The sequence below is a fragment of the Amycolatopsis sp. NPDC049159 genome (assembly GCF_040648295.1).
In the GTDB taxonomy this organism is placed as follows: Bacteria; Actinomycetota; Actinomycetes; order Mycobacteriales; family Pseudonocardiaceae; genus Amycolatopsis; species Amycolatopsis pretoriensis_A.
Window position 1 is genome coordinate 38,120 of sequence record NZ_JBEZDL010000040.1, and the last position, 21,057, is coordinate 59,176.

Here is a 21,057-nt window from a genome sequence, read left to right on the forward strand (position 1 = left end):
TTTCCGGCCGGGACGGTGATCATCGTGCTCGAGCCGGAAGGTGTGGCCGGCGGGGCTCGCGTGACCGTGGTGGCGGTGTCCCGACGGAATCACCGCCGGGACACCACCGCGCCGGCCGCGACGAGGAGCCGCCGGAGCTCGCGCCGGTCGCGGTCGTCGAGCCCGGCCAGGACGCGGTTCTCGGCCTCGGCCACCTCGGGGTCGAGGCGCGCGAGCACGCTCACCCCTTGGCGGGTCAACGTGGCAGGCAACGATCTCCCGGCCGGCACCGTGGCGGGTCGCGCCACCAGGCCGCGATCCTGCAGCGCGAGAACCACCTTGTTCATCGCCTGCGGCGACACCTGCGCCTCGCGGGCCAACTCGGCGTTGGACTTCGGCGACTGCGACAGCATCCGCAGGCAGAGGTACTCGGGCGTCGCCAGCCCCGCCGGCTCGAGCACGGTGGCGGCCACCTCCGCGCGCAAGGCTGCGGTGACCCGGTGCAGCAGGTAGCCGAGTGGCTCGTCCCGGGAGTTTTCCATGTCAACCATGTTGACATATATCAACCTGGTTGACACCCTGGGTGCATGACGAGCTCATCCAGCGACGCGTTGTTCGAATCCGCCTACCGTGGTCAAGCTCCTGAGCTGGGCCAGGGCCTCCGGCCGCCGTGGAGCATCGGCGAACCGCAACCCGAGATCGCCGCGCTCATCGACACGGGCGCGTTCCACGGTGAGGTCCTCGACGCCGGCTGCGGCGAGGGCGCAACGTCGTTCTACCTGGCCGAGCGGGGTTTCACGACGGTCGGCCTGGACCAGTCGCCGACCGCGATCGAGCTCGCGCGTGCGGAAGCCGCTCAGCGCGGCTTGGACAACGCGGGCTTCGCGGTCGCCGACATCAGCGCGTTCACCGGCTACGACGGCCGGTTCGGCACCGTTCTCGACAGCACCTTGTTCCACTCGATGCCGGTCGAGCTGCGGCAGGGATACCAGGAATCGATCGTGCGCGCCGCAGCGCCCGGCGCATCGTATTTCGTGCTGGTGTTCGACAGCGCGACCGTGCCCACCGGCAGGGTCAACTCGGTCTCCGCGGAGGAACTGCGGGAGGTGGTGGGCGCGTACTGGACGATCGACGAGATCCGGCCGGCCCGCATCCACGCCAACGTTCCCGAGAACTTCCCGGACTTCGCGGACTTCGCCGGCAGCGACGTCCGAAACGAGGGCAACGGCCGCAAGTCGACACCTGCTTGGCTGCTGTCGGCACACTTGTCCTGACCGCTCCGCGACGGCACCGATGTGCTATCGCTCCTGGTGAACGCGCTGCTCCGAGTCATGACGCGGGGGCACCACGTCCCCGCACGAGACCGTCACCCGCTTCAGAACCCAGTTCTCGGCACCACACGACGGACAGTGCAGCCGGTACTCGCCACCGACGCCGCCGGGATTCGGAAACCATTCCACTTCCAGGAAGTCGTCATCATTTTTGGACAGCGCAGTTCTTCCCGGGCGCCCTCGCCGACGCGCTTGGCCGCCTCGATCCACGCCATGCGGGTCATCAGTGCCCTCCCCGGTCGCGCTCGTGCTGGTCGACATCGAGGTGGAGGAACTGGAAAGTGCGACCGGTGCTGGGCGCTTGACGGAGTTCCGAAGTCCAGCTGTCACCGACGACCTCGGTCGCCACTTGCCTCCAGAAGCATGCCGCCGGTTCGTTCTCCTCCACGAACGCGATTGCCCAGCGCCCGCGGCGTGACCGCAGCAGATCGGTGGCAGCCGCCAGTCCGACACCTTGCTGCCGCAGGGCGCGAACGACGAAGAAGGCGTGGATGAAGCTGCTTCCGCCGTCGAAGGGGCGGACCAGGCAGAAGCCTGCGAGCTGTTCGCCGGAGAGGATCAGGTAGGCGTGGTGGTCGGCGTCGGTGAAGAACCGCGACAGCCGCGGGAAGCCGAACTGCCCGTCCGGTCCGGGCAGGTCTCCCGTGAACTGCGACAGTTCGTGCCGTTCCAACTGGCCCAGCCGTTCGACCACCGAGCGGGTGCTGGTGTCAGCCGGCCGGAGGGTGACGCTGCCGGAGTGACCCCTGCTGTCCTTGTTCCGCATGGGTGCGACGTTGTCAGGTCGAAGCGATCACTGCCATCGATTTCCCGATCGCGGATCGCCCTGCCACCGCCGCCCCCGGACGTCCGCCGGGCTAGTCTCCGGTCCCATGGGTGCACCCGATCTCATCGCGATCGACCACGACTCCACTTTCACCCGGATCGAGGTCGCACCCTTCGCCGTCGAGCGGTTCGGCACCACCTTCGGCCTGATCCCCAGGCCGGGCGACGACGAGGACGATCCGTGGTGGGTGGAGCTGCGTCCAGGCAACTACATGGCGTTCACCGAGCCTTGGGACAGCGGCAAGTACGACACCTGAGCGGCGAGCCCTGGGGGCTGCGGGTCAACCGATGAACGCGGTCACCGCATCGACGACCGCGCCGGGTTGCTCGTCGGGGATGAAGTGCCCGGCATCGGAAATGACGGCGCCGCGTGTGTCGGCCGCCCAGTGACTCAAGGAAGCAGCCATGTCCGGGATCGAGCCGTGGGAACTGGAGATGCCCAGGACCGGAACGGTCAACGGGCCCCGGCTGAGCGCCTCGTGGTTCCTGCGTCCCGATTCCGCGGCATCGCGGTAGTAGGCGAGAAACGCTCGCAAGCCGTCCTCGGCGGCGATGGCGGCTGCGTAGTGGTCGATTTCGGTGCTGTCGAACGTGTTCGCGGACAGTGCCTTGGCCTTCAAGAACCAGTCCACGTAGGCGCGCTCGCGGCCCGTGAGGAGCAGTTCGGGAACGTCGGGCACCGCGTGGAACGCGAAGTGCCAGGTCTTCCAAGCTCGGCCGGGGTCGGTCGGCACTGACTCCGGAAGGGTGATTCCGGGGATGCCGGCGTCCAGCAGCGCGACACCGTGCAGCCGCTGTTCGCGGTTCAGGGCGAGCGAGAACGCCACCCAGGCCCCGATGTCGTGGGCGACGAGCCAGTACTCGTCCACGCCGAGCTCGCTCACGGCGGCCTGGATGCGCGCGGCGACGGTGTGCGTGTCGTAGCTGCCGTGCGGCCGGTCCGAGTGGCCCTGCCCGGGCAGGTCGAGCGCGATGACCCGGAACCGCCGAGCCAGGTCCGGCATCACCTTGCGCCACGCCCACCAGGTTTGCGGGAATCCGGCGAGCAGAACGACCACGGGACCGGTCGGTCGACCGCCTTCCACGGCGTGCAGCCGGACGCCGTCCACCTCGGGCCAGCGGTGGGTGAAGCCGTCGAGGTCTGGCAGGGGCAGCTCGGAGATCGCGGTGTCGGCCATGTCCCGAGGCTAGCTCATCTTGAACTGTTCGGTTCAAGATAAGATGGGGGAGATCACCTGTCCTGACGCGAGAACGAGGTAGCTGCCGGATGGCCGGACGAAAGCAGTTCGACGTGGAGGTCGTCCTCGACGCGGCGATGGTCCAGTTCTGGCGAGCCGGCTACGCCGACACCTCCGTGGACGACCTGTGCCGGGCGACCGGACTGAACCGCAGCTCCATCTACTCCTCGCTCGGCGACAAGGATTCGCTGTACCTGCGCTGCCTGGACCGCTACGCCACGCGGTACGGCGACCGGTACGACCAAGCCCTCTCGGGCGCATCCCACGATCCGCTGCGCGCGGTACGCGCCTTCTTCGACGTCACCCTGCAGCGCATCGCCGACCCGGACGTGCCCGACGGCTGCCTGATCGCCCAGACCGCGATGGCGATCCCGGCCCTGAGCCCCGCCATCGCCGCGCGCGCGATCCAGGCACTCGACACCCAGCAGGCGCGGCTGCGGACCGCTCTGACCGCCGCGAAGCTGCCCCGCGCCGACGCCGCCGACTTCGCTGTCCACCTCGCGGCGGTCAACCAGTCAGTGGCCGTGATGAGCCGGGCCGGCGCGAGCCGGCGGCAGCTCCGCACGATCGTCGAGGTCAGCCTGAGCGCGCTCGGGCAAGCCGTGCGTCCTCAGAGCTGACCGGTCTCGCTCGGCGATGGCCCGATCGACGCTGGCTCCCGCCGCCCGGCGGTGCCGGCCCAGCTCCCATCAGCAGCTTTCGACGCGGGCTGCACGGTCGGACACCGGCTGAGAGGTCGATGTGCACCACATGTGGGAGTCGTGGACGGGCGCTGAGCGAGTGGTTCGCCACCGGCTCGTCCACCGACGAGAGGTACAGGTGGTTTCGCGAGATCATCCGGCCCCTAAGGTGGTCCGGTGCGAACGAGGCTGCGGACGCTCCGCATCGGGGAGCGGACCTACACCTGGCGGGCCACGATCGGTCAGGTCGCCGGCGACCTAGTCGACCAGCACCGCTGTGTCCGGGTGCGCGCCTGGGGTGCCGGGAAGACCGGCCTCGCCCTGGAGGCCGACTTGCTTTCGAAGGCCACCGGGGTCGGCTGGACCCCGGCCGCGACTGACGGCTCCTATCCGGCGTCGGCCGACGTCCGGCGCCTCATCGAGCACGCGCTGGCCCTCGGCTGGGACCCCGGGGTGCTCGGCGGTACCTTTCGGCTCACCGAAGAGCTTGGGGTGGAGCTGCCGGGCTTCCTGCTCACCGATCGGGTGCGCGACCCGGGTGCACCGGACCCGACCGCGCGGGTGATCCGGGCGGCCGAAGCCCAGGACCGCCTCGGGTAGCAGTGCGAACCTCCCGGGGGTGATGCAGGATCGTCCAGGCGTTCCCGGTGCGGCCCACCCAGCGAGAGGTGATCTGGAAGTTATCGCGCCGGCGATGGGAGAACCGTGCGTTCCCGAGGGACCGACATGCGGCACGAGTGGGCTGTCCCGCGCGTACCGAAAGCGGGCGCTCTGGTGGAGCACATCCCCGGTGACGTGGAGTTCCTCGGCGTGGAGAGGGGGAGTCGCACTTCCCGCGCGGCCGAAGACTACCCACTCGCCCGGCGATCACCCCGATGACGGCGCGAGAAGGGGAACGCCGGCCCGGTGGATCGCCAGGTCGAACGACATCGGTTCGCGAAGGTGAAAGCTCGTCGGAGCGACAGCGACGTCTTGGCTGTCGCGGCGCAGAACTGCCACCGGAGACCGCGGGGTACGACCGCCGGGGCCGGCCGGATGCCCGGTGAGGGGAGCAGTGTCGAGCAGTCGTGAGCACTTGCCATTTTATTGACAGCTGTCCATTATCGGTGCATGACCGTCGAGTGGACGGCCGTCGAGCCGGCCAAGGACCGCCGGGTTCGCCGGTCGCGGGCGGCCTTGATGCGGGCCGCGATCGACCTCGTCGGCGCTCGGGAGTCGGCGAACGTCCCGGTCTCGGACATCGCGGCCGCGGCCGACGTCAGCCGGCAGGTGCTCTACCTGCAGTTCGGTGACCGCGACACGCTGCTGCTGGAAGCCGCGCTGGATCTGGTGCGGCGGGAGCTCCTCGAGCCGCTGACCCGCCGCCCCGGCGGTGGCCGCGCGTCGACGCTGGCGCTGGCGACGCACTTCGCCGCCCACCGCCGGTTCTACCGCGCCATGCTGACCAGCTCGTCCGCCTTCGCCCTGAACAAGGCGCTGACCAGCCTGTTCGTCCCGATCAACCGGCGCTACGCGAGCCGGGTGCGCACCGGCGAGCAAGCGGTCGACGACCTGGCCGCGTTCATCACCGGCGGGGCCGCCGCGCTGGTCAACACCTGGGTGGTGGAGGGCGCGGACCCGCTCGACCCCGAGGAGTTCACCGACCGGCTGATGCGGATCCACCCGGCCCTCGAGGAGCGCCCGTGACCCATCCCGAACTCGCGATGGAGCTGGTGGCGAAGCTGGAAGTGCTGATCGCCGAGCCGATCGACGCCGGCACCACCCCCGCCGGCCACCGGCGCGTCATCCCGATCACCGGCGGCACCGTCACCGGCCCGCGCGTCACCGGCGAGGTGCTCGGGGTGGGCGCGGACTGGAGCGTCGTGCGCGGCGACGGCGTCGCGGTCGTGACGGCGCAGTACCTGATCCGCACCGACGACGGTGTCGTGCTGACCGTGACCAACACCGGCGCCTTCACCCGGCAGGGGATCGTCACGAGCCCGCGCATCGAAGCCCCGGAAGGTCCGTATTCCTGGCTCAACGACGCCGTGCTCGTCGGCACGCTCGTCCCGCTGCTCGACGGCGCGCGCCCGCTCGGGGTTTCGCTGGAGTTCCACCAGATCCGCACGAAGTGAGGTCGCCTGTGTCGATCCTGTCCAAGCCGTTCGTCGCCGACACCGTCGCTCGCCTGATGGCGGCGGGTGCCGCGCGCGTGCAGAAGCCCCGCCCGCTGTTCCCCGAAATCCCGGGCCGCACCGGCGAACTCGCGATCCCGACGCGGCACGGCCCGATGCCCGCGACCCTCTACCGCCCGCCGGGCAAGGCGAAGGGCGTCTACCTCAACGCCCACGGCGGCGGCTTCGTGGTGGGCGGCGCGATCGCCGACGACCCGCTCTGCCGCTACCTGGCCGAGCACGCGGGGGTGTTCGTGGTCAACGTCGACTACGTACTGGCTCCGCACAAGCGTTTCCCGGCTCCGTGCGAGCAGGTCTACGACGCGCTCAGGTGGGCGGCGTCGCCCGATCGCGAATGGGCGGGCGCGCGGCTGTGCGTCGGCGGTCAGAGCGCGGGCGGCTCACTCGCGGCCGCGGCGTCCCGGCTCGCGCTGCGTGACGGCGGCCCGGAGATCGCGTTGCAGGTGCTGCACTACCCGCCCCTGGACCTGGTCACCCCGGCGGCCGACAAGCCCGCCCGCGACGACCGGGTGGTGATCCGGCCGTGGATGGGGGAGGTCTTCAACACGGCGTACATCCCCGACGTCGCCCGCCGGACGGACCCGTTGGCGTCCCCGGCCTGGGGCACCAACGCCGACGACCTGTCCGGCATCGCCCCGGCGCTGGTGATCACGTGCGAGCACGACCGGCTGCGCGCCGAGGCGGTGACGTACGCGGGCAAGCTCGAGAAGGCGGGAGCCTTGGTGGAGCACTACGACGTCCGCGGCGTGGACCACGGCTACGACCTGCTGGACGGCGAGCCGGAAGTGGTTCGCGGGGTGTACGAGTTCCTGGCCCGGCACGTCGAACGCGCGGTGACCGCCTGACCGGCGCTGCGGGTCAGCGGACCAGCCGGAAGAACCCGCGCACCTGCTCGACCAGCGATTCCGGCTGCTCAAGCGCGGCGAAGTGACCTCCTCGCGGCAGTTCTGCGAACCAGCGCAGGTCGGTGAACCGCCGCTCGGCCTCCCGGCGCGAGGGGCGCGTGATGTCGCGTGGGTAGACCGACAGCCCCGACGGTGCGGTGACCACGTCTCGGAAGCGCGCGAAGCTCTCCCAGTACAAGCGCGCCGACGACGTGGCCGACGCGGTGAACCAGTAGACCGAGATCTCGTCGAGGATCTGCTGCCGCGTAACCGCGTCCTCGGCGTGACCGTCGTTGTCCGTCCACGCCCGGAACTTCTCCGCGATCCAGGCGGCCTGGCCCGCCGGGGAGTCGGTCAGGCCGTAGCCGAGCGTCTGCGGCCGGGTCGCCTGGATCGCCGAATACCCCCGGCCGGTGCGCTGGAATTCCTGCTCGGCTTCGAGGTTCGCGAGCTCCGCGGGGGTCGGGTCGTCGAACACGCCCGCCGCCACCGATCCCAGGTTCACGTGCACGCCGGCGACGCGCTCGGGCGCGACCTCGCCCAGTGCGCCGGACACCGCCGAACCCCAGTCGCCGCCCTGCGCGCCGTACCGCTCGTAGCCCAGGGAGACCATCAACGCGTCCCAGGCGCGCGCGGTGCGCGTGACGCCCCACCCGGCCGTCGACGGCTTGTCGCTCCAGCCGTACCCGGGCAACGACGGCGCGACCACGTGGAACGCGTCCGCCGGGTCCCCGCCGTGCGCGCGCGGGTCGGTCAGCGGACCGAACACGGCCAGGAACTCGAGCACCGAACCCGGCCACCCGTGCGTGAGCACCAGCGGGAACGCGTCCGGCTCCGGCGAGCGGACGTGGACGAAGTGGATGCCCAGCCCGTCGATCGCGGAGCGGTACTGGGGGAAGGCGTTCAGCCGCGCGGTGAACCCGAAGTCGTAGTCCTCGGCCCAGCTGCGGCACAGCTCCCGCGCGTACGCCAGCGGCACACCCTGCGACCAGTCGTCCACCGGCTCGGGTTCGGGCCACCGCGTCCGGCGCAACCGGTCACGCAGATCCGCGATCTCGGCTTCGGTGATGCCGGCCTCGAACGGCTCGGCGGCCATGGGAAGACTCCTTCGCTGGGTCGAGGCGCCGTTCGTGGCCGGTCAGGGGGCCAGGGTGATGGCGGCGTCGGGTTCGACGACCCGGAAGCTGAAGCTCTCCTCCAGGTAGAGCGCCACCGTTTCGGCGTCGTGGTGGCTGTAGCCGACCGCGAGGTCCTGGCCGAGCTCGAGGGAGAAGCCGCCGCTGTCGAGGCTCACGATCAGCGCGCCTTCCAGGCCGGGGGCACGCACGACCTTGCCGCCGCCCAGGACGCGGCGGAGGTGGTCGAACAGCAGGTGGCCGCCGTGTTCGGTGCTCTCCACGATCCGCGTGTAGCCGTCGGGGGCGATCGCGAGACCGTACGGGCCCTTGATGCCGGCCTGGCGCAGGGTGTCCACCGCGCGGGCGACGACCCCGGGGTAGGCGTCCGGGTCGTCGCCGAGCGACGGGGTGTCGTACGGGGAGGTTTCGGTGATCCCGGTGATGCCGGCCGCGGCCCAGCCGTGGAAGACGGCGTGGTTCTCGATCATCGCGATCTGCTTCGCCGCGCGGTCGAGGTCGTCGAACTCGAGGTCGTCGGCGCCGCGCTCGGCGTCGTCCAGCTCTTCGCGCGACACCGTGAACGGCACCCGCACCTCGGTGAGCGGCAGCACCCGCCGTTGCCGGACCACCGCGCCTTCGCCCAGACCGGCCAGCGACCCGGCGGCGACGGTGGCGGTCCGCCCCAGGTCCGTGGCGGAGTGCCGCCAGCCGTGCGGCCCGGCCACGTCGACGAGGCGGCGGGCCGCCAGGTGGGTCTGCAGCCGCTCCTTGGCCTCGGCGTCGACCTCCTTCCAGCCCGCGTCGGTGATCGGGGCCAGGTCGCGCATCAGGTGGTTCATGTCAGTCCTGTTCCTTGAGGCTGCCGATGCCGAGCGAGGCGTCGGCCGGACGGTCTCCGAGCTCCTGTTCGACGTACTCCCGCGGGTCGAGGTCGCTGACGTCGAGGTCGCGAGCACCCTCGTGCTGCCGCTTGAACTCCACGAACCGCCGGCCGAGCTCCTCGCGCAGCCCCAGGTCGGCGTGGCGCCGGAAGTCGGAGAGGCCTTCGTCCTCCTCCTCGGCCATGTGCTCGCTGTTGGCGAACCGGGCCTTGTGCACCGCCGCGTGCCAGGCGGTGCTGCCGACCGGGTGCAGGGCGGCCTCGTGGACGCCGTCGCGGATGTCGTTGTGGTCGCCGATGGCGTCCAGCGTCTCCTCTTCGGCGTCTTCGCCGCGGCGCAGGAGGTGGGGGTAGAAGATCTCTTCCTCGGCCCGGGCGTGCACGTCGAGCAGGTCGGCCAGCGGCTGCCAGACCTCGGCCAGCTCGGCCGGGTCGGTGAGGTCGTCGAGCCGGGCGAACTGGCGCCGGAACCAGTCGTGGTCGTCGAGGATGAGGCTGGTGATGTCGGCCATTTCGCATTCCTACCCCACCAGGGGCCTGGCGCAAACCTGAGGACGGGTGATCAGGACCGTCGCTCGTCGTGGTCCGTTTTCCGGATCACGGATTCTTTTGCGGCCGACTTGGGTAAGTTGCTCCCGCGGGCCCGGTCATCACCTCCCCCCTCGGTGACCGGGCCCGTCTCCACGCCTGGCTGGGGGGTGGCCCGGATCCGGATCGGCCCGTGCCAGTCCTCGTCCGGGTCGAGCACGCGGTTCCCCTGGGTGATGCGCACCGCACCGGCCCGGGCCAGCTCCCGTGCGAGTTCGCGGGCCTGCGGCACCAGCGGCCGCCACTCGTCGGCGACCGCCCGCGCGGCGTCGGAAGGGCACGTGCTGCGGTCCGCTCCGCGCCCGATGGCCAGCGCGAGAATGGCGGCGCGCAGCTGGTCTCGCGGCGTCGTGGCGGTCAGGGCGAGCCGGGCTTGCGCGGCGCCGGGGCCGTCGCCGTCCTGGACTCGCCGGAGTTCCTGCCGCGGGCCGCTCACCGCACCACCGTACTCAGGGGAGTAGTGCTCCGGGTGTCCGGCGAGCGGGACGTCCTCCCGCCGCGAAGGCCCGTGGACGCCGCATCGGGGTGCCCAGGAGGTCGCGGAGCTGACGACGAAGCGCCGCTGTTCGCCGGCGCCGAAGGACGGCTTGATCGGGAGCGGGTCGATCTCGCCGGGGGAGAGGAACTCGGCCCGGGCGAAGCCGTGGGCCGGCACGTCCACTGTGGACAGCTGCTCGTCCAGGTGCCGGGCCGAGCCGCGCAGCCGCCCGTCCGAGCCTTCGGAGCGCAGGATCGACGCGCCGTGGTCGGTGAGGTCGTGGACCACCGCGGTGCGCGGTCGTTCTAGACGACCGGTCTAATCTGCTGCTAGGGTGGGTGCCATGCCGACCGCAGCAGGGAGCACCGACACTCGCCGGAGCATCCTCGATGCCGCCCAGCGGATCATGGGGCACAAGGGGTACGCCGCGGTCGGGATCAACGAGGTGCTCGCCGAGGCGAAGGTGCCGAAGGGGTCCTTCTACCACTACTTCGCCTCGAAGGACGCGTTCGGCGAGGCGATGATGAAGGCGTACTTCCAGGAGTACCTCGCCGACATGGACCGGATCCTGGAGCGGCGCGGCTCGCCGGCCGCCGAGCGTCTGATGGCCTACTGGCAGCAGTGGCACGAGACGCAGAGTCTCGACGAGTGCCACGGCCGGTGCCTCGCGGTGAAGCTGGGTGCCGAGGTGGCGGACCTGTCGGAGGCCATGCGTCTCGCCCTCAAGGAAGGCACCACCGCCATCGTCGATCGCCTCGAGCAGGTGATCGGCCAGGGTTCGCGTGACGGTTCCCTGACGATCGCCGGGGACGCCCGCTCGCTGGCGGAGGTCCTGTACGACATGTGGCTCGGGGCCAGCGTGCTGGCCAAGATCCACCGTGACCGCGGGCCGCTGGACACCACCATGGTGGCCACCCGGCGGTTGCTCGGCCTGTAATGCCCCCTTTTCCGACGCCGGATGCGTGTCCAGCCGGAGACGACCGGTCTAATAGCAGGAGGAAACCGTGAAGGTTCTCGTCGTTCTCACCTCGCACGACCAGCTCGGCGACACCGGGCGCAAGACGGGCTTCTGGCTCGAAGAGCTGGCCGCGCCCTACTACCGCTTCAAGAACGCCGGGTGGGACATCGTGCTCGCCTCGCCCCGGGGCGGGCAGCCGCCGCTGGACCCGGTCAGCAACGAGCCGGACGCCCAGACCGACGACACCCGCCGCTTCGAAGCCGACGCGGAGGCCACCACGGCGCTCGCGAACACGGTGCGTCTCGACTCCGTCGTCGCCGACGACTTCGACGCGGTCTTCTACCCCGGCGGGCACGGACCGCTGTGGGACCTGGCCGAGGACGAGAACTCCGCCCGGCTGATCGAGACCACCTTGCGTTCGGGCAAGCCGGTCACGCTCGTCTGCCACGCTCCCGGCGTGCTGCGCCACACCACCGCGGAAGACGGCACGCCCTTGGTGCGGGGCAAGAAGGTCACCGGCTTCGCCGACACCGAGGAAGCCGCGGTCCAGCTCACCGACATCGTCCCGTTCCTCGTCGAAGACGAGCTGAAGAAGCTCGGCGGGGTCTACTCCAAGACCGCCGACTGGGAGTCCTACGTGGTGCGTGACGGCCTGCTGATCACCGGCCAGAACCCGGCTTCTTCCGCGCCCGCCGCGGACGCGCTCATCGAGCTGCTCGGCCGGCGCGCCGGCTGACCCCGGACACGGCCGCCGTCCCGCCGGATCGGCTCAGACGACGTTGTCCCGCTCGTCCCGCGCGGCGAGGAGGTCTTCGCGGGCGCGGGCGACGCGGGAGCGGACTGTCCCGATCGGACAGTCGCAGATCTCGGCGGCTTCGGCGTAGGAGTACCCGAGGACCTGGGTGAGGACGATGGCCTCCCGGCGGTGCGGGTCGAGCTCGTCGAGCAGCAGGCCCAGCTCGACGACGTCCTCGAAACCGCGGCCGGTGCGGCGGGCGGACTCGGCTTCGGCCGCCGCCTCCCAGTCCTGGCCGAAGGATCGCGGGCGGACCGAGCGGGCGCGGAAGTGGTCGACCACGACGTGCCGGGCGATGGACAGCAACCAGGTGCGGGCGGAGGAACGTCCGGCGAACCGGGCCAGGGCGGTGACCGCCCGGACGTAGGTCTCCTGGGTGAGGTCGTCGGCGGCGGTCGTGTCGGTGAGGTGCGCCACGAACCGCCACACGTCGGCCTGCGTGGCGCGGACCCACGCTTCGAAGGCGCCCTCGTCGCCGCGGACGGCGGCCAGCGCGAGCGCGGTGATCCGCTCGTCGTCGCGGTCCCTGCGGGAGGTCACGAACGGACACGGTAGCCGACACCCGCGGGAACCGGGACCGCCCGGTGGGCGACTATTGGGGTGTGGACTGCTCCGAACTGCGCGAACCGATTTCGGCCCGGGTCGACGGCGAGCAGCCGGTCGTGCCGGACGAAGTGATCGACCGGCACCTGGCCGGGTGCCCGGCGTGCCGGGACTGGCAGGAGCGCGCGGTCGCGCTGCGCCGCCTGACCCTGGTCCGGGAGGCACCGCGGGTGCCCGACCTCACGGACCGGATCCTGGCCGAGGTGCCCGCGCCGCGGCCCCAGCGGTGGGGCCTGCGGGTGGCGCTCGGCCTGGTCGCGCTGGCGCAGAGCGGGCTCGGGCTGGCCGAGCTGCTGGGCGCGGACGTCGGGCACGCGGCCCACGGCGGCCTCGCCGTTGCGGTGCACCTCGGCAACGAGAGCGCGGCCTGGAACGTCGCGATCGGCATCGGGTTGCTGTGGGCCGCGCTGCGCCCGGCGACCGCCGCCGGGCTGCTGCCCGCGCTGAGCGGGTTCGTGGTGGTGCTCGGCTTCGTCTCCGGCGTCGACCTGACGACCGGGCAGGTCGCGTTCGACCGCGTCGCGTCGCACGGGCTCGTCGTCGCCGGGGTCGCCCTGCTGTTCGCGGTGCGCCGGCAGCACCGGCGGCAGACCGCACCCCCTGCGGCCGACCGGCTTCCGGCGCCGGACAGCGCGGAAACCGACGCTCCGGACGCGTCCGCGCCTCAGTCCGGTGACCGGTCGCAGCGGCGTCGCTTCCCACAACGGCCCACCGGCCGGCACGCGGCCTGAGACCCGCGGGAACCGAAGCGGCCCGCCGGCCGACCACCGGGTGAGGGGATCGCGGCGATGGTCGAGCGGGCGCAGAGCGGCAAGGCCGACGTGCAGCGGCCGGCCGACCGCGTGTCCGCGGTGTTCGTACCCGTGGTCATGGCGCTTCCCTTGCCCACCTTGGGGTTCTGGCTCGGGACCGGGGCGGACACCGCGGTCGCGTTCACCGCGGCCGTCGCCGTGCTGATCATCGCGTGCCCGTGCCCGTGCCCGTGCCCGTGCCCGTGCGCGCTCGGCCTGGCCAGGCCGACGGCGCTGCTCGTCGGCACCGGCCGCGGCGCCCAGCTCGGCGTCCTGGTCAAGGGCCCGGAGGTGCTGGAATCGACCCGCCGCGTCGACACCGTCGTGCTCGACAAGACCGGCACGGTCACCGCCGGCAAGATGAGCCTGGTCGCCGTGCGCACCGGATCGCCGACGCGGTGGTGCCGGCGGTTCGGCTCGGTGGGGGAGGTCCTGGAATTCCGCAACGTCGCCGGTTTCGGTGTCCTCGGCCGGGTCGACGGGCACCGCGTCGTCGTCGGCCGGCCCGAACTGATGCACCGGCTCTCGGTGCGGCTGCCGTCGTCGTTGCTGGCGGCGAAGCAGAAGGCGGAGCACGCCGGGCACACCGCAGTCATCCTGGCTTGGGACGGCTGCGCCCACGCCGTGCTGGTGGTGGCCGACACGGTGAAGCCGACGTCGGCGGCCGCGGTGTTCCAGCTGCGGCGGCTCGGCCTGACGCCGATCCTGCTGACCGGCGACAACGAGGCCGTGGCCCGCGCGATCGCCCGCGAGGCCGGCATCACCGACGTCATCGCCGGAGTCTCGCCCGAGCAGAAGGTCGACGTGATCGCCGGCCTCAAGGCCCAGGGCCACGTCGTGGCGATGATCGGCGACGGCGTCAACGACGCGGCCGCGCTCGCCTCGGCGGACCTCGGGCTGGCGATGGGCACCGGAACCGACGCGGCGATCGAGGCCGGCGACCTGACGCTCGTCCGCGGCGACCTGCTGGCCGCGGTCGACGCGATCCGGCTGTCGCGCCGGACGCTGGGAACGATCAAGGCGAACCTGTTCTGGGCCCTGGCCTACAACGTCGCGGCGCTGCCGCCGGCCGCGGCGGGCCTGCTCAACCCGATGATCGCGGGCGCGGCGATGGCGCTGTCGAGCTGCTTGGTGGTGTCGAACAGCCTGCGCCTGACCCGCTTCCGGCCCGCGGGCGACCGGCCGGGCTATGCCGCGTTGTAGCGGCGCGCCGCCGGTGTCTCGTCGAGGGTGACGCGGCCGAGGTGGGCGAGGACGTCGAGGTGGGCCTCGATCTCCATGACCGCGGACAGCTGGTGTTCGAGCTGGAGTGCGTCGAGCTGCCGGCGGTGCCGGGTCCACGGCAGCTGCCGGGCGACCTCGTAGGCGTTGGTGGCGCCCGCGACGAGCAGTTCGTTGACTTCGTCGAGGCGGTCGCGGTGGTGGTCGAGGATCTCGTGGACGCGGGTGTGGGTGCTGGCGCCGACGGGACCGTGCGCGGGCAGCAGCACCGTGTCGGGCCGCGCCAGCAGGAGCTTGAGGGAGGAGATGAACGAGCGCAGCGGCGTCGCTTCGGGAGCGACTTCGAAGCCCAGGGACGGGGTGATGGCCGGCAGCACGTGGTCGCCCGCGAACAGGACGCCGGCGGGGGAGTGGGCGTAGACGACGTGGCCGCGGGTGTGGCCCGGGGTCGCGATCACTTCCAGTTCGCCGTCCCGCACCGGGATCCGGTCGCCGTCGCGGAGCCAGCCGTCCGGGGGTCCGTAGGGGGTGCCGGCCCCGGAGACGTCGATCGCGAGCACCCGCTCGGCCAGCTCTTCGGCGCCGCAGCGGGCCAGGAGTTCCGGGTGGTTGGGGAACGGGCTGGCCGTGTCGAAGCCGTCGATGCTGAACCGCTCGTTCTCGCCGATCCGCAGCTGGATGCCGAGGGTTTCGCGCCACGCGAAGGCCTGGGTGTAGTGGTCCCAGTGGTGGTGCGTGGCGAGGCAGACGCGCACGTCGCCGAGCCGGTGGCCCAGCTCGGCCAGCGCGGTCGTGACGGCGCGTTCGTTGGCCGGGCCCGCCCAGCCGGGATCGATCAGCACGAGGCCGTCGGGGCCTTCGAGCACATAGGCGTTGACGATGGTCAGGCCGGTGATCGGCAGGGGCAGCGGGATGCGGTGGATGCCGGGCGCGACCGGGTGCGCGCCGGGGGTGGTCCAGTCGTCCGGCTGGTCGATCGCGTTCGCGGGCATGGGCCTGTCCTAGCTGGTTGCGTAGCGTACGCAACGACGTTACCGGGCCGGGTGTCCCGCTCGATCCTGCTTGTGACATATGTCGGTGCTCCGCCGAAGTCGCCTGACCCGTTCGGGAAGTCCGCAGGAGTCGAACGGGCAAGCCGCGGCGGTGTCGCGACCTGCCTCCTATCGGGTCACTAAGATCATCCGAATGCTGAACCTTGGCAGGGGAGTCGGTCGCCGTGGGTAACCCGTTGGTCGCGCAGACGCAGGATTCGACCAAGTCGTACTCCGGGGTGCCGCTCCTCGAAGACGCCATCGGCCTGAAGGACGCCATCGAGAGCGGTGACTGGGCCTCGGTGGCGATGGGCGCCGTCGGTACGGCCCTCGACGCGCTGACCGCGGTGATGGACCCCTTCGGCGCGATCTTCGCCGCCGGGGTCGGGTGGCTGATCGAGCACGTCGGCCCGCTCAAGGAGGCGCTCAACGCCCTCACCGGGAACGCCGACGAGATCGCCGCGCAGTCGCAGACCTGGAACAACATCGCCAAAGAGCTCGAAGACGTCTCGACCGAGCTGACGAACGCCGTCAAGGCCGACCTCGCCGGCTGGCAGGGCCCCGCCGCCGACAACTACCGCAAGCGGGCCGAAGACACGTCCGGGCTGCTGGCCGCCGCGCAGAAGGGCTGCGAAGGCGCCGGGAGCGGCGTCAAGACCGCCGGCGAGGTGGTGGGCGCCGTCCGCACGCTGGTGCGCGACATCATCGCCGAACTCGTCGGGCACCTGATTTCGTGGGCGCTGCAGGTGGTGTTCACCCTCGGCATCGGGCTGACCTGGGTGGTGCCGCAGGTCATCGCCGCTGTCGCGAAGACCGCGTCGAAGATCGCGAGCCTCACGACCAAGCTCGTCAAGGCGCTCAAGGCCCTGGTCCCGCTGCTGAAGAAGGCCGGCACCCTGTTCGAGGACGCCGCCAAGGGGCTGAAGAACATCAAGGGCGGGAAGGTCGGCCCGCCGGGCAAGCCGGGGAAGATCGACGGCAACCCGAAGTCCCCCGACGTCAAGGACGGCAAGGGCGGCAAGGACGGCGACTCCACCACCACCTCCGGTGACCACTCGGGCGGCACCGGGGACAAGACCCCCGGCGACCCCCCGGGTGGCGGCGGCAAGGACGGCGGTAAGGACGGCGGCGGGGGCAAGGACGGTTCCACCTCGACGTCGGGCGACCACTCGGGTGGCAACGGGAACAAGGCCCCGAGCGACCCGCCGCCCGCGAAGAAGGACCCCGGGAAGGACGGCGACACCGGCGGCGGCGGCAAGGACACCTGGGAGTGCAAGACCGACCCGGTGGACATCGCGCGCGGCAACGTCGTGATCGACCAGGTCGACCTGGAACTGCCGTCGCCGCTGGTGCTGGAGCGCCTGCACGTCTCGTCCTACCGCGCCGGCCGGTGGTTCGGCCCCAGCTGGGTGTCCACTGTGGACCAGCGGCTGGCGGTGGGCCGCGAACGCGTCCGGTGTTTCGCCGCGGACGGCACCACCCTCGTCTACCCGCTCGCCGAGCCGGGCGCGCCGGTGCTTCCCGTGGACGGGCCGCGGCGCCCGCTGACCCGGCACGCCGACGGCAGCTACACCCAGTCCGATCCCTTGCGCGGCCGGGAACTCCGGTTCGCCGCGTTGCCGGGCCGCGGATCCGCCGAGCTCGTCCTGCGGTCGGTCACCGACGCCGACGGCGCCCGGGTCGAGTTCGACTACGACGCCCTCGGCGCACCGCTGGCCCTGCGGCACTCCGCCGGCTACCGGGTGGAACTGGAGACCGAAGGCGGCCGGGTCACCGCCGTCCACGTGACCGACCCGGCCGGCCAGGCCCGGGTCCTGGTGCGGCGCTTCGGCTACGACGAGCTGGGCCGCCTGACGCAGGAGTTCAACGCCTCCGGCCGCCCGCAGGTCTACGACTACGACGCCGCGGGCCGCGTCACCGGCTGGCAGGACCGCAACGGCACCTGGTTCCGCTACGTCTACGACACGTCCGGCCGCTGCGTCCGCACCATCGGCGACCGCGGCTTCTACGACGCCGAGTTCGCCTACGACACGCAGCGGCGGGTCACGACCTTCACCGACTCCCTCGGCCACGCCGGGGAGTACCACTTCAACGAAGCCAACCAGCTCGTCCGCGAGGTCGGCCCGCTGGGCGGGGTCACCACGTCCGAATGGGACCGCGACGACCGCCTGCTGTCCCGCACCGACCCGCTGGGGCGCACGACGTCGTTCGCCTACGACGAGCGGGGCGCCCTCCGGTCGGTGACCCGGCCGGACGGCTCGCTCCTGCGGGTCACCCAGGACGCCGCCGGGCTGACGATCGAGACCACCGCGGACGACGGCGTCGTGCTCTCCCGCTTCTACCCGCGCGACGAGCTGCCGGACCCGTTCACCGAGACCCTCGGCATCGCGAAACCGCTGACGTCCGAGCAGGCCGCGTGGACGCGCGGGGACGAAGAGCCGCCACCGGTGGACCGGGACGTGTTCGGGCGGCCCCGGTCGGTGCTCAACCGGTCCGGGCAGCCCGTGGTCCTCGGCTGGACCCCCGACGGCGGCGAACGGCTGCGCGTGCGGCCCTCCGGGGTGCGCGAGAGCCGCGGTTACGACGCGGAGGGCAACGAGGTCGAGCACGTCAACGGCGCCGGGCTGGCCGAACGGACCGAGTACGGCCCGTTCGACCTGGTCACCGCAACGATCGACGCGTCGGGCGCCCGGACGACCTACAGCTACGACACCGAGCTGCGGCCCAGCACGGTCACCAACCCGCTCGGGCAGAGCTGGACCTACCGCTACGACCCCGCCGGGCGGCTGGTCGAGGAGACGGACTTCGACGGCCGCACGCTCCGCTTCGGCTACGACGCCGCGGGCCGGCTCGTCCGGTCGGCGAACGGGGCGGGCGAGCAGACCGAATACGTCCACGACGTGCTCGGCAACGTCGTCGAGCGCCGCTCCCCGGCCGGCACGACCCGGTTCGCCTACGACGCGGTCGGCCGGATGACCGCCGCGGTGATGGGCGACGTCGAGCTCCGCGTCACCTACGACGGCGAGGGCACCGTGCTCGGCGAGTCGGTCGACGGCCGGACGCTGACCCACGTCCACGAGGCCGACGGCACCGTCCGGCGGCGCACTCCGTCCGGAGTGGACAGTGTGTGGACCTTCGATGCCGCCGGGCGGCCCGCATCGCTCGTCGTCGCCGGGCACACCGTGCGCTTCGAGCACGATGCGGGCGGCCGGGAGGTCGCGCGCACCGTCGAGGGCGGGGTCGCGCTCACGCAGGTGTTCGACGTCGACGACAACCTGGTCGGCCAGTCTGTCCAGGCTGCCGGGGCGCCGCCGCGGCACCGCCGGTTCAGCTACCGGCCGGACGGGCTGCTCGCCGGGATCGACGACGACGTGACCGGGCCGACCCGGCTCGTGCTCGACGCCACCGGCCGGGTGACCGAGGTGCACGGCGCGACCGGCAGCCAGGCCTACCGCTACGACCCCGCCGGGAACGTGGTGGAGACGAGGGAGCCCGGCCAGGTGCCGAGCGCGGGGACGCGCCGGTACGCGAACAACCGGCTGGTTTCCGCCGGCGCCGTCGCCTTCGACCACGACCCCCAGGGCCGCGTGATCGCGCGGAACGAGGGTGGCCGCACCTGGCGGTACCGGTGGGACAGCCAGGACCGCCTGCTCTCGGTCACGACCCCCGAGGGCGACCAGTGGTGGTACCGCTACGACCCGATCGGCCGCCGGATCGGCAAGCAGCGCGTGGTCACCTCGGCCACCGGCGCTCGCGTGGTCGCCGAGTCCTACGAGTTCACCTGGAGCGGCGCGCTGCTGGTGGAGCAGGTCCACGTGGACGCGGCGCAGACCCGGCGCGTCACCGTCTGGGAGTACCACCCCGGCGACGACCGGCCGGTCGTCCAGGTCGAGCGCGCGGCGACGCTGCAGGACCGGTTCTTCGCGATCGTCACCGACCTGGTCGGCAGGCCGACCGAGCTCCTCGACGCGGCGGGAACGCCGGTCTGGCGCGGGAACGCGAGCCTGTGGGGCCGCGAGACCGGCCCGGCGGCCACCCCGCTGCGGTTCCCGGGGCAGTACGCCGACGCCGAATCGGGGTTGCACTACAACGTCTTCCGCTACTACGACCCGTCGACCGGCCGGTACCTGAGCCAGGACCCGCTCGGGCTCGGGCCCGCCCCCAACCCGGCCGCCTACGTCGACAACCCGCTGGCGGAGCGCGACCTGCTCGGCCTCGCCTGCAAGAAGGGCGGCGGCAAGAACAAGACGAACGACCAGCCCGGCGGCGGCGACAACGCGGGCAACATCCCCCGCGGCGGCGGGAACAAGGGCAAGGGCAAGAACGACGAGACGCAGGCCAGCGGCTCCGGCGGTGCCGGCAAGTCCGACACGCATTCGTTCGGCAAGCAGGACGGCACCGAGGTGCAGGTCGACTCCCACCAGGGGAAGCACCAGGCAGGCAACCAGAGCTTCGGCATGAAGTACACGGGCGGCTCGGGGACGAAGTTCCCGGACAACGTCAACGACAAGTGGCACAAGGACTACTTCTCCAAGGAAGTCGCCAAGTACAGCAACGACCCCGCGTACGCCAAGCACGGCACGGAGGGCAAGAACCCGGGCTCGATCGACCAGAACGTGAACGCGAAGAAGAGCGATCTCGACGCGCACCAGGAGAGGGTCGACGAGCTCGAGTCGGAGCTCAACGCGAAGAAGGCCGCCTACAAGAACGCCTCGGCGGAGGACAAGCCGGCGGTCATGGAGGAAGGCAAGAAGCTCAACCAGCAGTTCAAGGACGCGAAGGCCGACCGGGACAAGGCGGAAGCGGACTACAACGACGCCAAGGCGGAGCGCGAAAGCTACGACGGCAACCGCAAGTCCGTCCAGTACGACAAGGACGCGAAGGACGACGGCGTCCAGTACGACATGACGTCGTACTGGAAGCCGGACGGCCACGGCGGCGGCAACTGGGTCACGACCTACCACTGCAACCCGGCGGTCCCGAAGGGCGGCAGTGTGGAGAAGGACTGGTGGCAGCCGCACGGGAAGGGCATCGCGAAGGAGTTCGGGCTGTGACGGCCGGGGGCAGCCGGGTGGGCGGGTGAGTCAGGCGGAGGTCTGCCGGCCGTCGCCGATCAAGGTTCCGGTGCGGTACGGCGCGGTGGTGCTGCCGCCGTTGGGGTAGCGCCACAGTGGCCCCCACCGGGGGAGCGGACCGCGCGGCTGCTCGCCTCGGCGCTGGTCGCCGCCGGCCTGGTCGACTACCCGGCCCGCCGGTGGCACTGGCCGTACGGGGACCGCTTCCGGGCGTGGGCGAACCAGGCGCCCTTCGCTCGCTACGGGCTCACCGACCCCGGTGCGCGTGAAGCACGGTGAACCCTGCGGGTGCTTCCGTCTCTTCGGCCGCGTTTCCGGCATGGGTCACGAAAAGGTCAATTTACGCACGCAGGTGCAACCGACGGCTCCTTCCCGGCGATACACGACCGCCGGAAGGGACCTGACAT

20 protein-coding genes and 1 pseudogene are annotated in these 21,057 nt (G+C 71.7%); 12 read left to right on the forward strand and 9 right to left on the reverse strand.

Going from position 1 to position 21,057, the window contains the following annotated elements; genetic code table 11:
• Positions 1 to 89 precede the first annotated feature (89 nt).
• Complete coding sequence (locus AB0B33_RS44505) at positions 90 to 521, reverse strand: MarR family transcriptional regulator (protein WP_360783625.1); 432 nt, start codon at positions 519 to 521, stop codon at positions 90 to 92.
• A 45-nt stretch (positions 522 to 566) separates the two neighbouring features.
• Here AB0B33_RS44505 and AB0B33_RS44510 point away from each other — a divergent pair, with 45 nt between their 5' ends.
• The gene (locus AB0B33_RS44510; RefSeq protein WP_247022420.1) at positions 567 to 1,253 is read left to right on the forward strand and encodes a class I SAM-dependent methyltransferase; all 687 of its coding nucleotides are present in this window, start codon (positions 567 to 569) and stop codon (positions 1,251 to 1,253) included.
• 280 nt (positions 1,254 to 1,533) lie between these two features.
• Here the strand turns inward: AB0B33_RS44510 and AB0B33_RS44515 are convergent, their stop codons facing one another.
• Complete coding sequence (locus AB0B33_RS44515; RefSeq protein ID WP_360783628.1) at positions 1,534 to 2,076, reverse strand: GNAT family N-acetyltransferase; 543 nt, start codon at positions 2,074 to 2,076, stop codon at positions 1,534 to 1,536.
• A 106-nt stretch (positions 2,077 to 2,182) separates the two neighbouring features.
• On the opposite strand from AB0B33_RS44515, the gene AB0B33_RS44520 reads away from it, so the two are divergent.
• Positions 2,183 to 2,392 (forward strand): hypothetical protein, encoded by a 210-nt coding sequence (locus AB0B33_RS44520; RefSeq protein ID WP_360783631.1) that lies wholly within the window; start codon positions 2,183 to 2,185, stop codon positions 2,390 to 2,392.
• Between the two features lie 24 nt (positions 2,393 to 2,416).
• Here the strand turns inward: AB0B33_RS44520 and AB0B33_RS44525 are convergent, their stop codons facing one another.
• Positions 2,417 to 3,313 (reverse strand): alpha/beta hydrolase, encoded by an 897-nt coding sequence (locus tag AB0B33_RS44525; RefSeq protein ID WP_360783634.1) that lies wholly within the window; start codon positions 3,311 to 3,313, stop codon positions 2,417 to 2,419.
• Positions 3,314 to 3,402: 89 nt separating this feature from the next.
• On the opposite strand from AB0B33_RS44525, the gene AB0B33_RS44530 reads away from it, so the two are divergent.
• From AB0B33_RS44530 to AB0B33_RS44550, 5 genes are all read left to right on the forward strand, one after another.
• Positions 3,403 to 3,993, forward strand: coding sequence for a TetR/AcrR family transcriptional regulator (locus AB0B33_RS44530; RefSeq protein ID WP_360783637.1), 591 nt, complete (start codon positions 3,403 to 3,405; stop codon positions 3,991 to 3,993).
• Between the two features lie 237 nt (positions 3,994 to 4,230).
• Positions 4,231 to 4,653 (forward strand): hypothetical protein, encoded by a 423-nt coding sequence (locus tag AB0B33_RS44535; RefSeq protein ID WP_360783640.1) that lies wholly within the window; start codon positions 4,231 to 4,233, stop codon positions 4,651 to 4,653.
• A 510-nt stretch (positions 4,654 to 5,163) separates the two neighbouring features.
• Positions 5,164 to 5,739: a TetR/AcrR family transcriptional regulator gene (locus AB0B33_RS44540; protein WP_360783643.1), complete on the forward strand. Its 576-nt coding sequence runs from the start codon at positions 5,164 to 5,166 to the stop codon at positions 5,737 to 5,739.
• The gene (locus tag AB0B33_RS44545) at positions 5,736 to 6,167 is read left to right on the forward strand and encodes a DUF3237 family protein (protein WP_360783646.1); all 432 of its coding nucleotides are present in this window, start codon (positions 5,736 to 5,738) and stop codon (positions 6,165 to 6,167) included. The genes AB0B33_RS44540 and AB0B33_RS44545 overlap by 4 nt, the downstream gene beginning before the upstream one ends.
• Positions 6,164 to 7,072, forward strand: coding sequence for an alpha/beta hydrolase (locus tag AB0B33_RS44550; protein WP_360783649.1), 909 nt, complete (start codon positions 6,164 to 6,166; stop codon positions 7,070 to 7,072). Before AB0B33_RS44545 ends, AB0B33_RS44550 begins: the two co-directional genes overlap by 4 nt.
• Positions 7,073 to 7,085: 13 nt before the next feature.
• Here the strand turns inward: AB0B33_RS44550 and AB0B33_RS44555 are convergent, their stop codons facing one another.
• The 4 genes from AB0B33_RS44555 to AB0B33_RS44570 are packed head-to-tail and all read right to left on the reverse strand — an operon-like array spanning position 7,086 to position 10,463.
• Positions 7,086 to 8,207 (reverse strand): epoxide hydrolase family protein, encoded by a 1,122-nt coding sequence (locus AB0B33_RS44555; RefSeq protein ID WP_360783652.1) that lies wholly within the window; start codon positions 8,205 to 8,207, stop codon positions 7,086 to 7,088.
• A 42-nt stretch (positions 8,208 to 8,249) separates the two neighbouring features.
• The gene (locus AB0B33_RS44560) at positions 8,250 to 9,068 is read right to left on the reverse strand and encodes a family 1 encapsulin nanocompartment shell protein (protein WP_360783655.1); all 819 of its coding nucleotides are present in this window, start codon (positions 9,066 to 9,068) and stop codon (positions 8,250 to 8,252) included.
• Between the two features lies 1 nt (position 9,069).
• Positions 9,070 to 9,621, reverse strand: coding sequence for a hemerythrin domain-containing protein (locus tag AB0B33_RS44565; RefSeq protein ID WP_360783658.1), 552 nt, complete (start codon positions 9,619 to 9,621; stop codon positions 9,070 to 9,072).
• A gap of 50 nt (positions 9,622 to 9,671) precedes the next feature.
• The gene (locus AB0B33_RS44570) at positions 9,672 to 10,463 is read right to left on the reverse strand and encodes a DUF3253 domain-containing protein (RefSeq protein WP_360783661.1); all 792 of its coding nucleotides are present in this window, start codon (positions 10,461 to 10,463) and stop codon (positions 9,672 to 9,674) included.
• Between the two features lie 55 nt (positions 10,464 to 10,518).
• On the opposite strand from AB0B33_RS44570, the gene AB0B33_RS44575 reads away from it, so the two are divergent.
• Together AB0B33_RS44575 and AB0B33_RS44580 are read left to right on the forward strand one after the other, a co-directional pair.
• The gene (locus tag AB0B33_RS44575) at positions 10,519 to 11,112 is read left to right on the forward strand and encodes a TetR/AcrR family transcriptional regulator (protein ID WP_360783664.1); all 594 of its coding nucleotides are present in this window, start codon (positions 10,519 to 10,521) and stop codon (positions 11,110 to 11,112) included.
• Positions 11,113 to 11,179: 67 nt separating this feature from the next.
• Positions 11,180 to 11,869 carry a type 1 glutamine amidotransferase domain-containing protein gene (locus AB0B33_RS44580; RefSeq protein WP_247022438.1) on the forward strand — a complete coding sequence of 230 codons (690 nt, stop codon included), beginning with the start codon at positions 11,180 to 11,182 and terminating at the stop codon, positions 11,867 to 11,869.
• Positions 11,870 to 11,902: 33 nt separating this feature from the next.
• On the opposite strand, the gene AB0B33_RS44585 is transcribed toward AB0B33_RS44580, so the two are convergent.
• Positions 11,903 to 12,469 (reverse strand): sigma-70 family RNA polymerase sigma factor, encoded by a 567-nt coding sequence (locus AB0B33_RS44585; RefSeq protein ID WP_360783668.1) that lies wholly within the window; start codon positions 12,467 to 12,469, stop codon positions 11,903 to 11,905.
• Between the two features lie 62 nt (positions 12,470 to 12,531).
• Between AB0B33_RS44585 and AB0B33_RS44590 the strand changes: the two genes are divergently transcribed.
• Entirely contained in the window at positions 12,532 to 13,263 is a 732-nt protein-coding gene (locus AB0B33_RS44590) for a zf-HC2 domain-containing protein (protein ID WP_360783671.1), read from the forward strand.
• Positions 13,264 to 13,311: 48 nt separating this feature from the next.
• A pseudogene (locus AB0B33_RS44595) lies at positions 13,312 to 14,526 on the forward strand (HAD-IC family P-type ATPase); the annotation flags it as partial.
• Here the strand turns inward: AB0B33_RS44595 and AB0B33_RS44600 are convergent.
• Complete coding sequence (locus AB0B33_RS44600) at positions 14,511 to 15,536, reverse strand: MBL fold metallo-hydrolase (RefSeq protein ID WP_360783674.1); 1,026 nt, start codon at positions 15,534 to 15,536, stop codon at positions 14,511 to 14,513. The pseudogene AB0B33_RS44595 and the gene AB0B33_RS44600 sit on opposite strands and share 16 nt — an antisense overlap.
• 224 nt (positions 15,537 to 15,760) lie before the next feature.
• Between AB0B33_RS44600 and AB0B33_RS44605 the strand changes: the two genes are divergently transcribed.
• Positions 15,761 to 20,629: an RHS repeat-associated core domain-containing protein gene (locus AB0B33_RS44605; protein ID WP_360783677.1), complete on the forward strand. Its 4,869-nt coding sequence runs from the start codon at positions 15,761 to 15,763 to the stop codon at positions 20,627 to 20,629.
• The last annotated feature ends 428 nt before the right edge of the window (positions 20,630 to 21,057 follow it).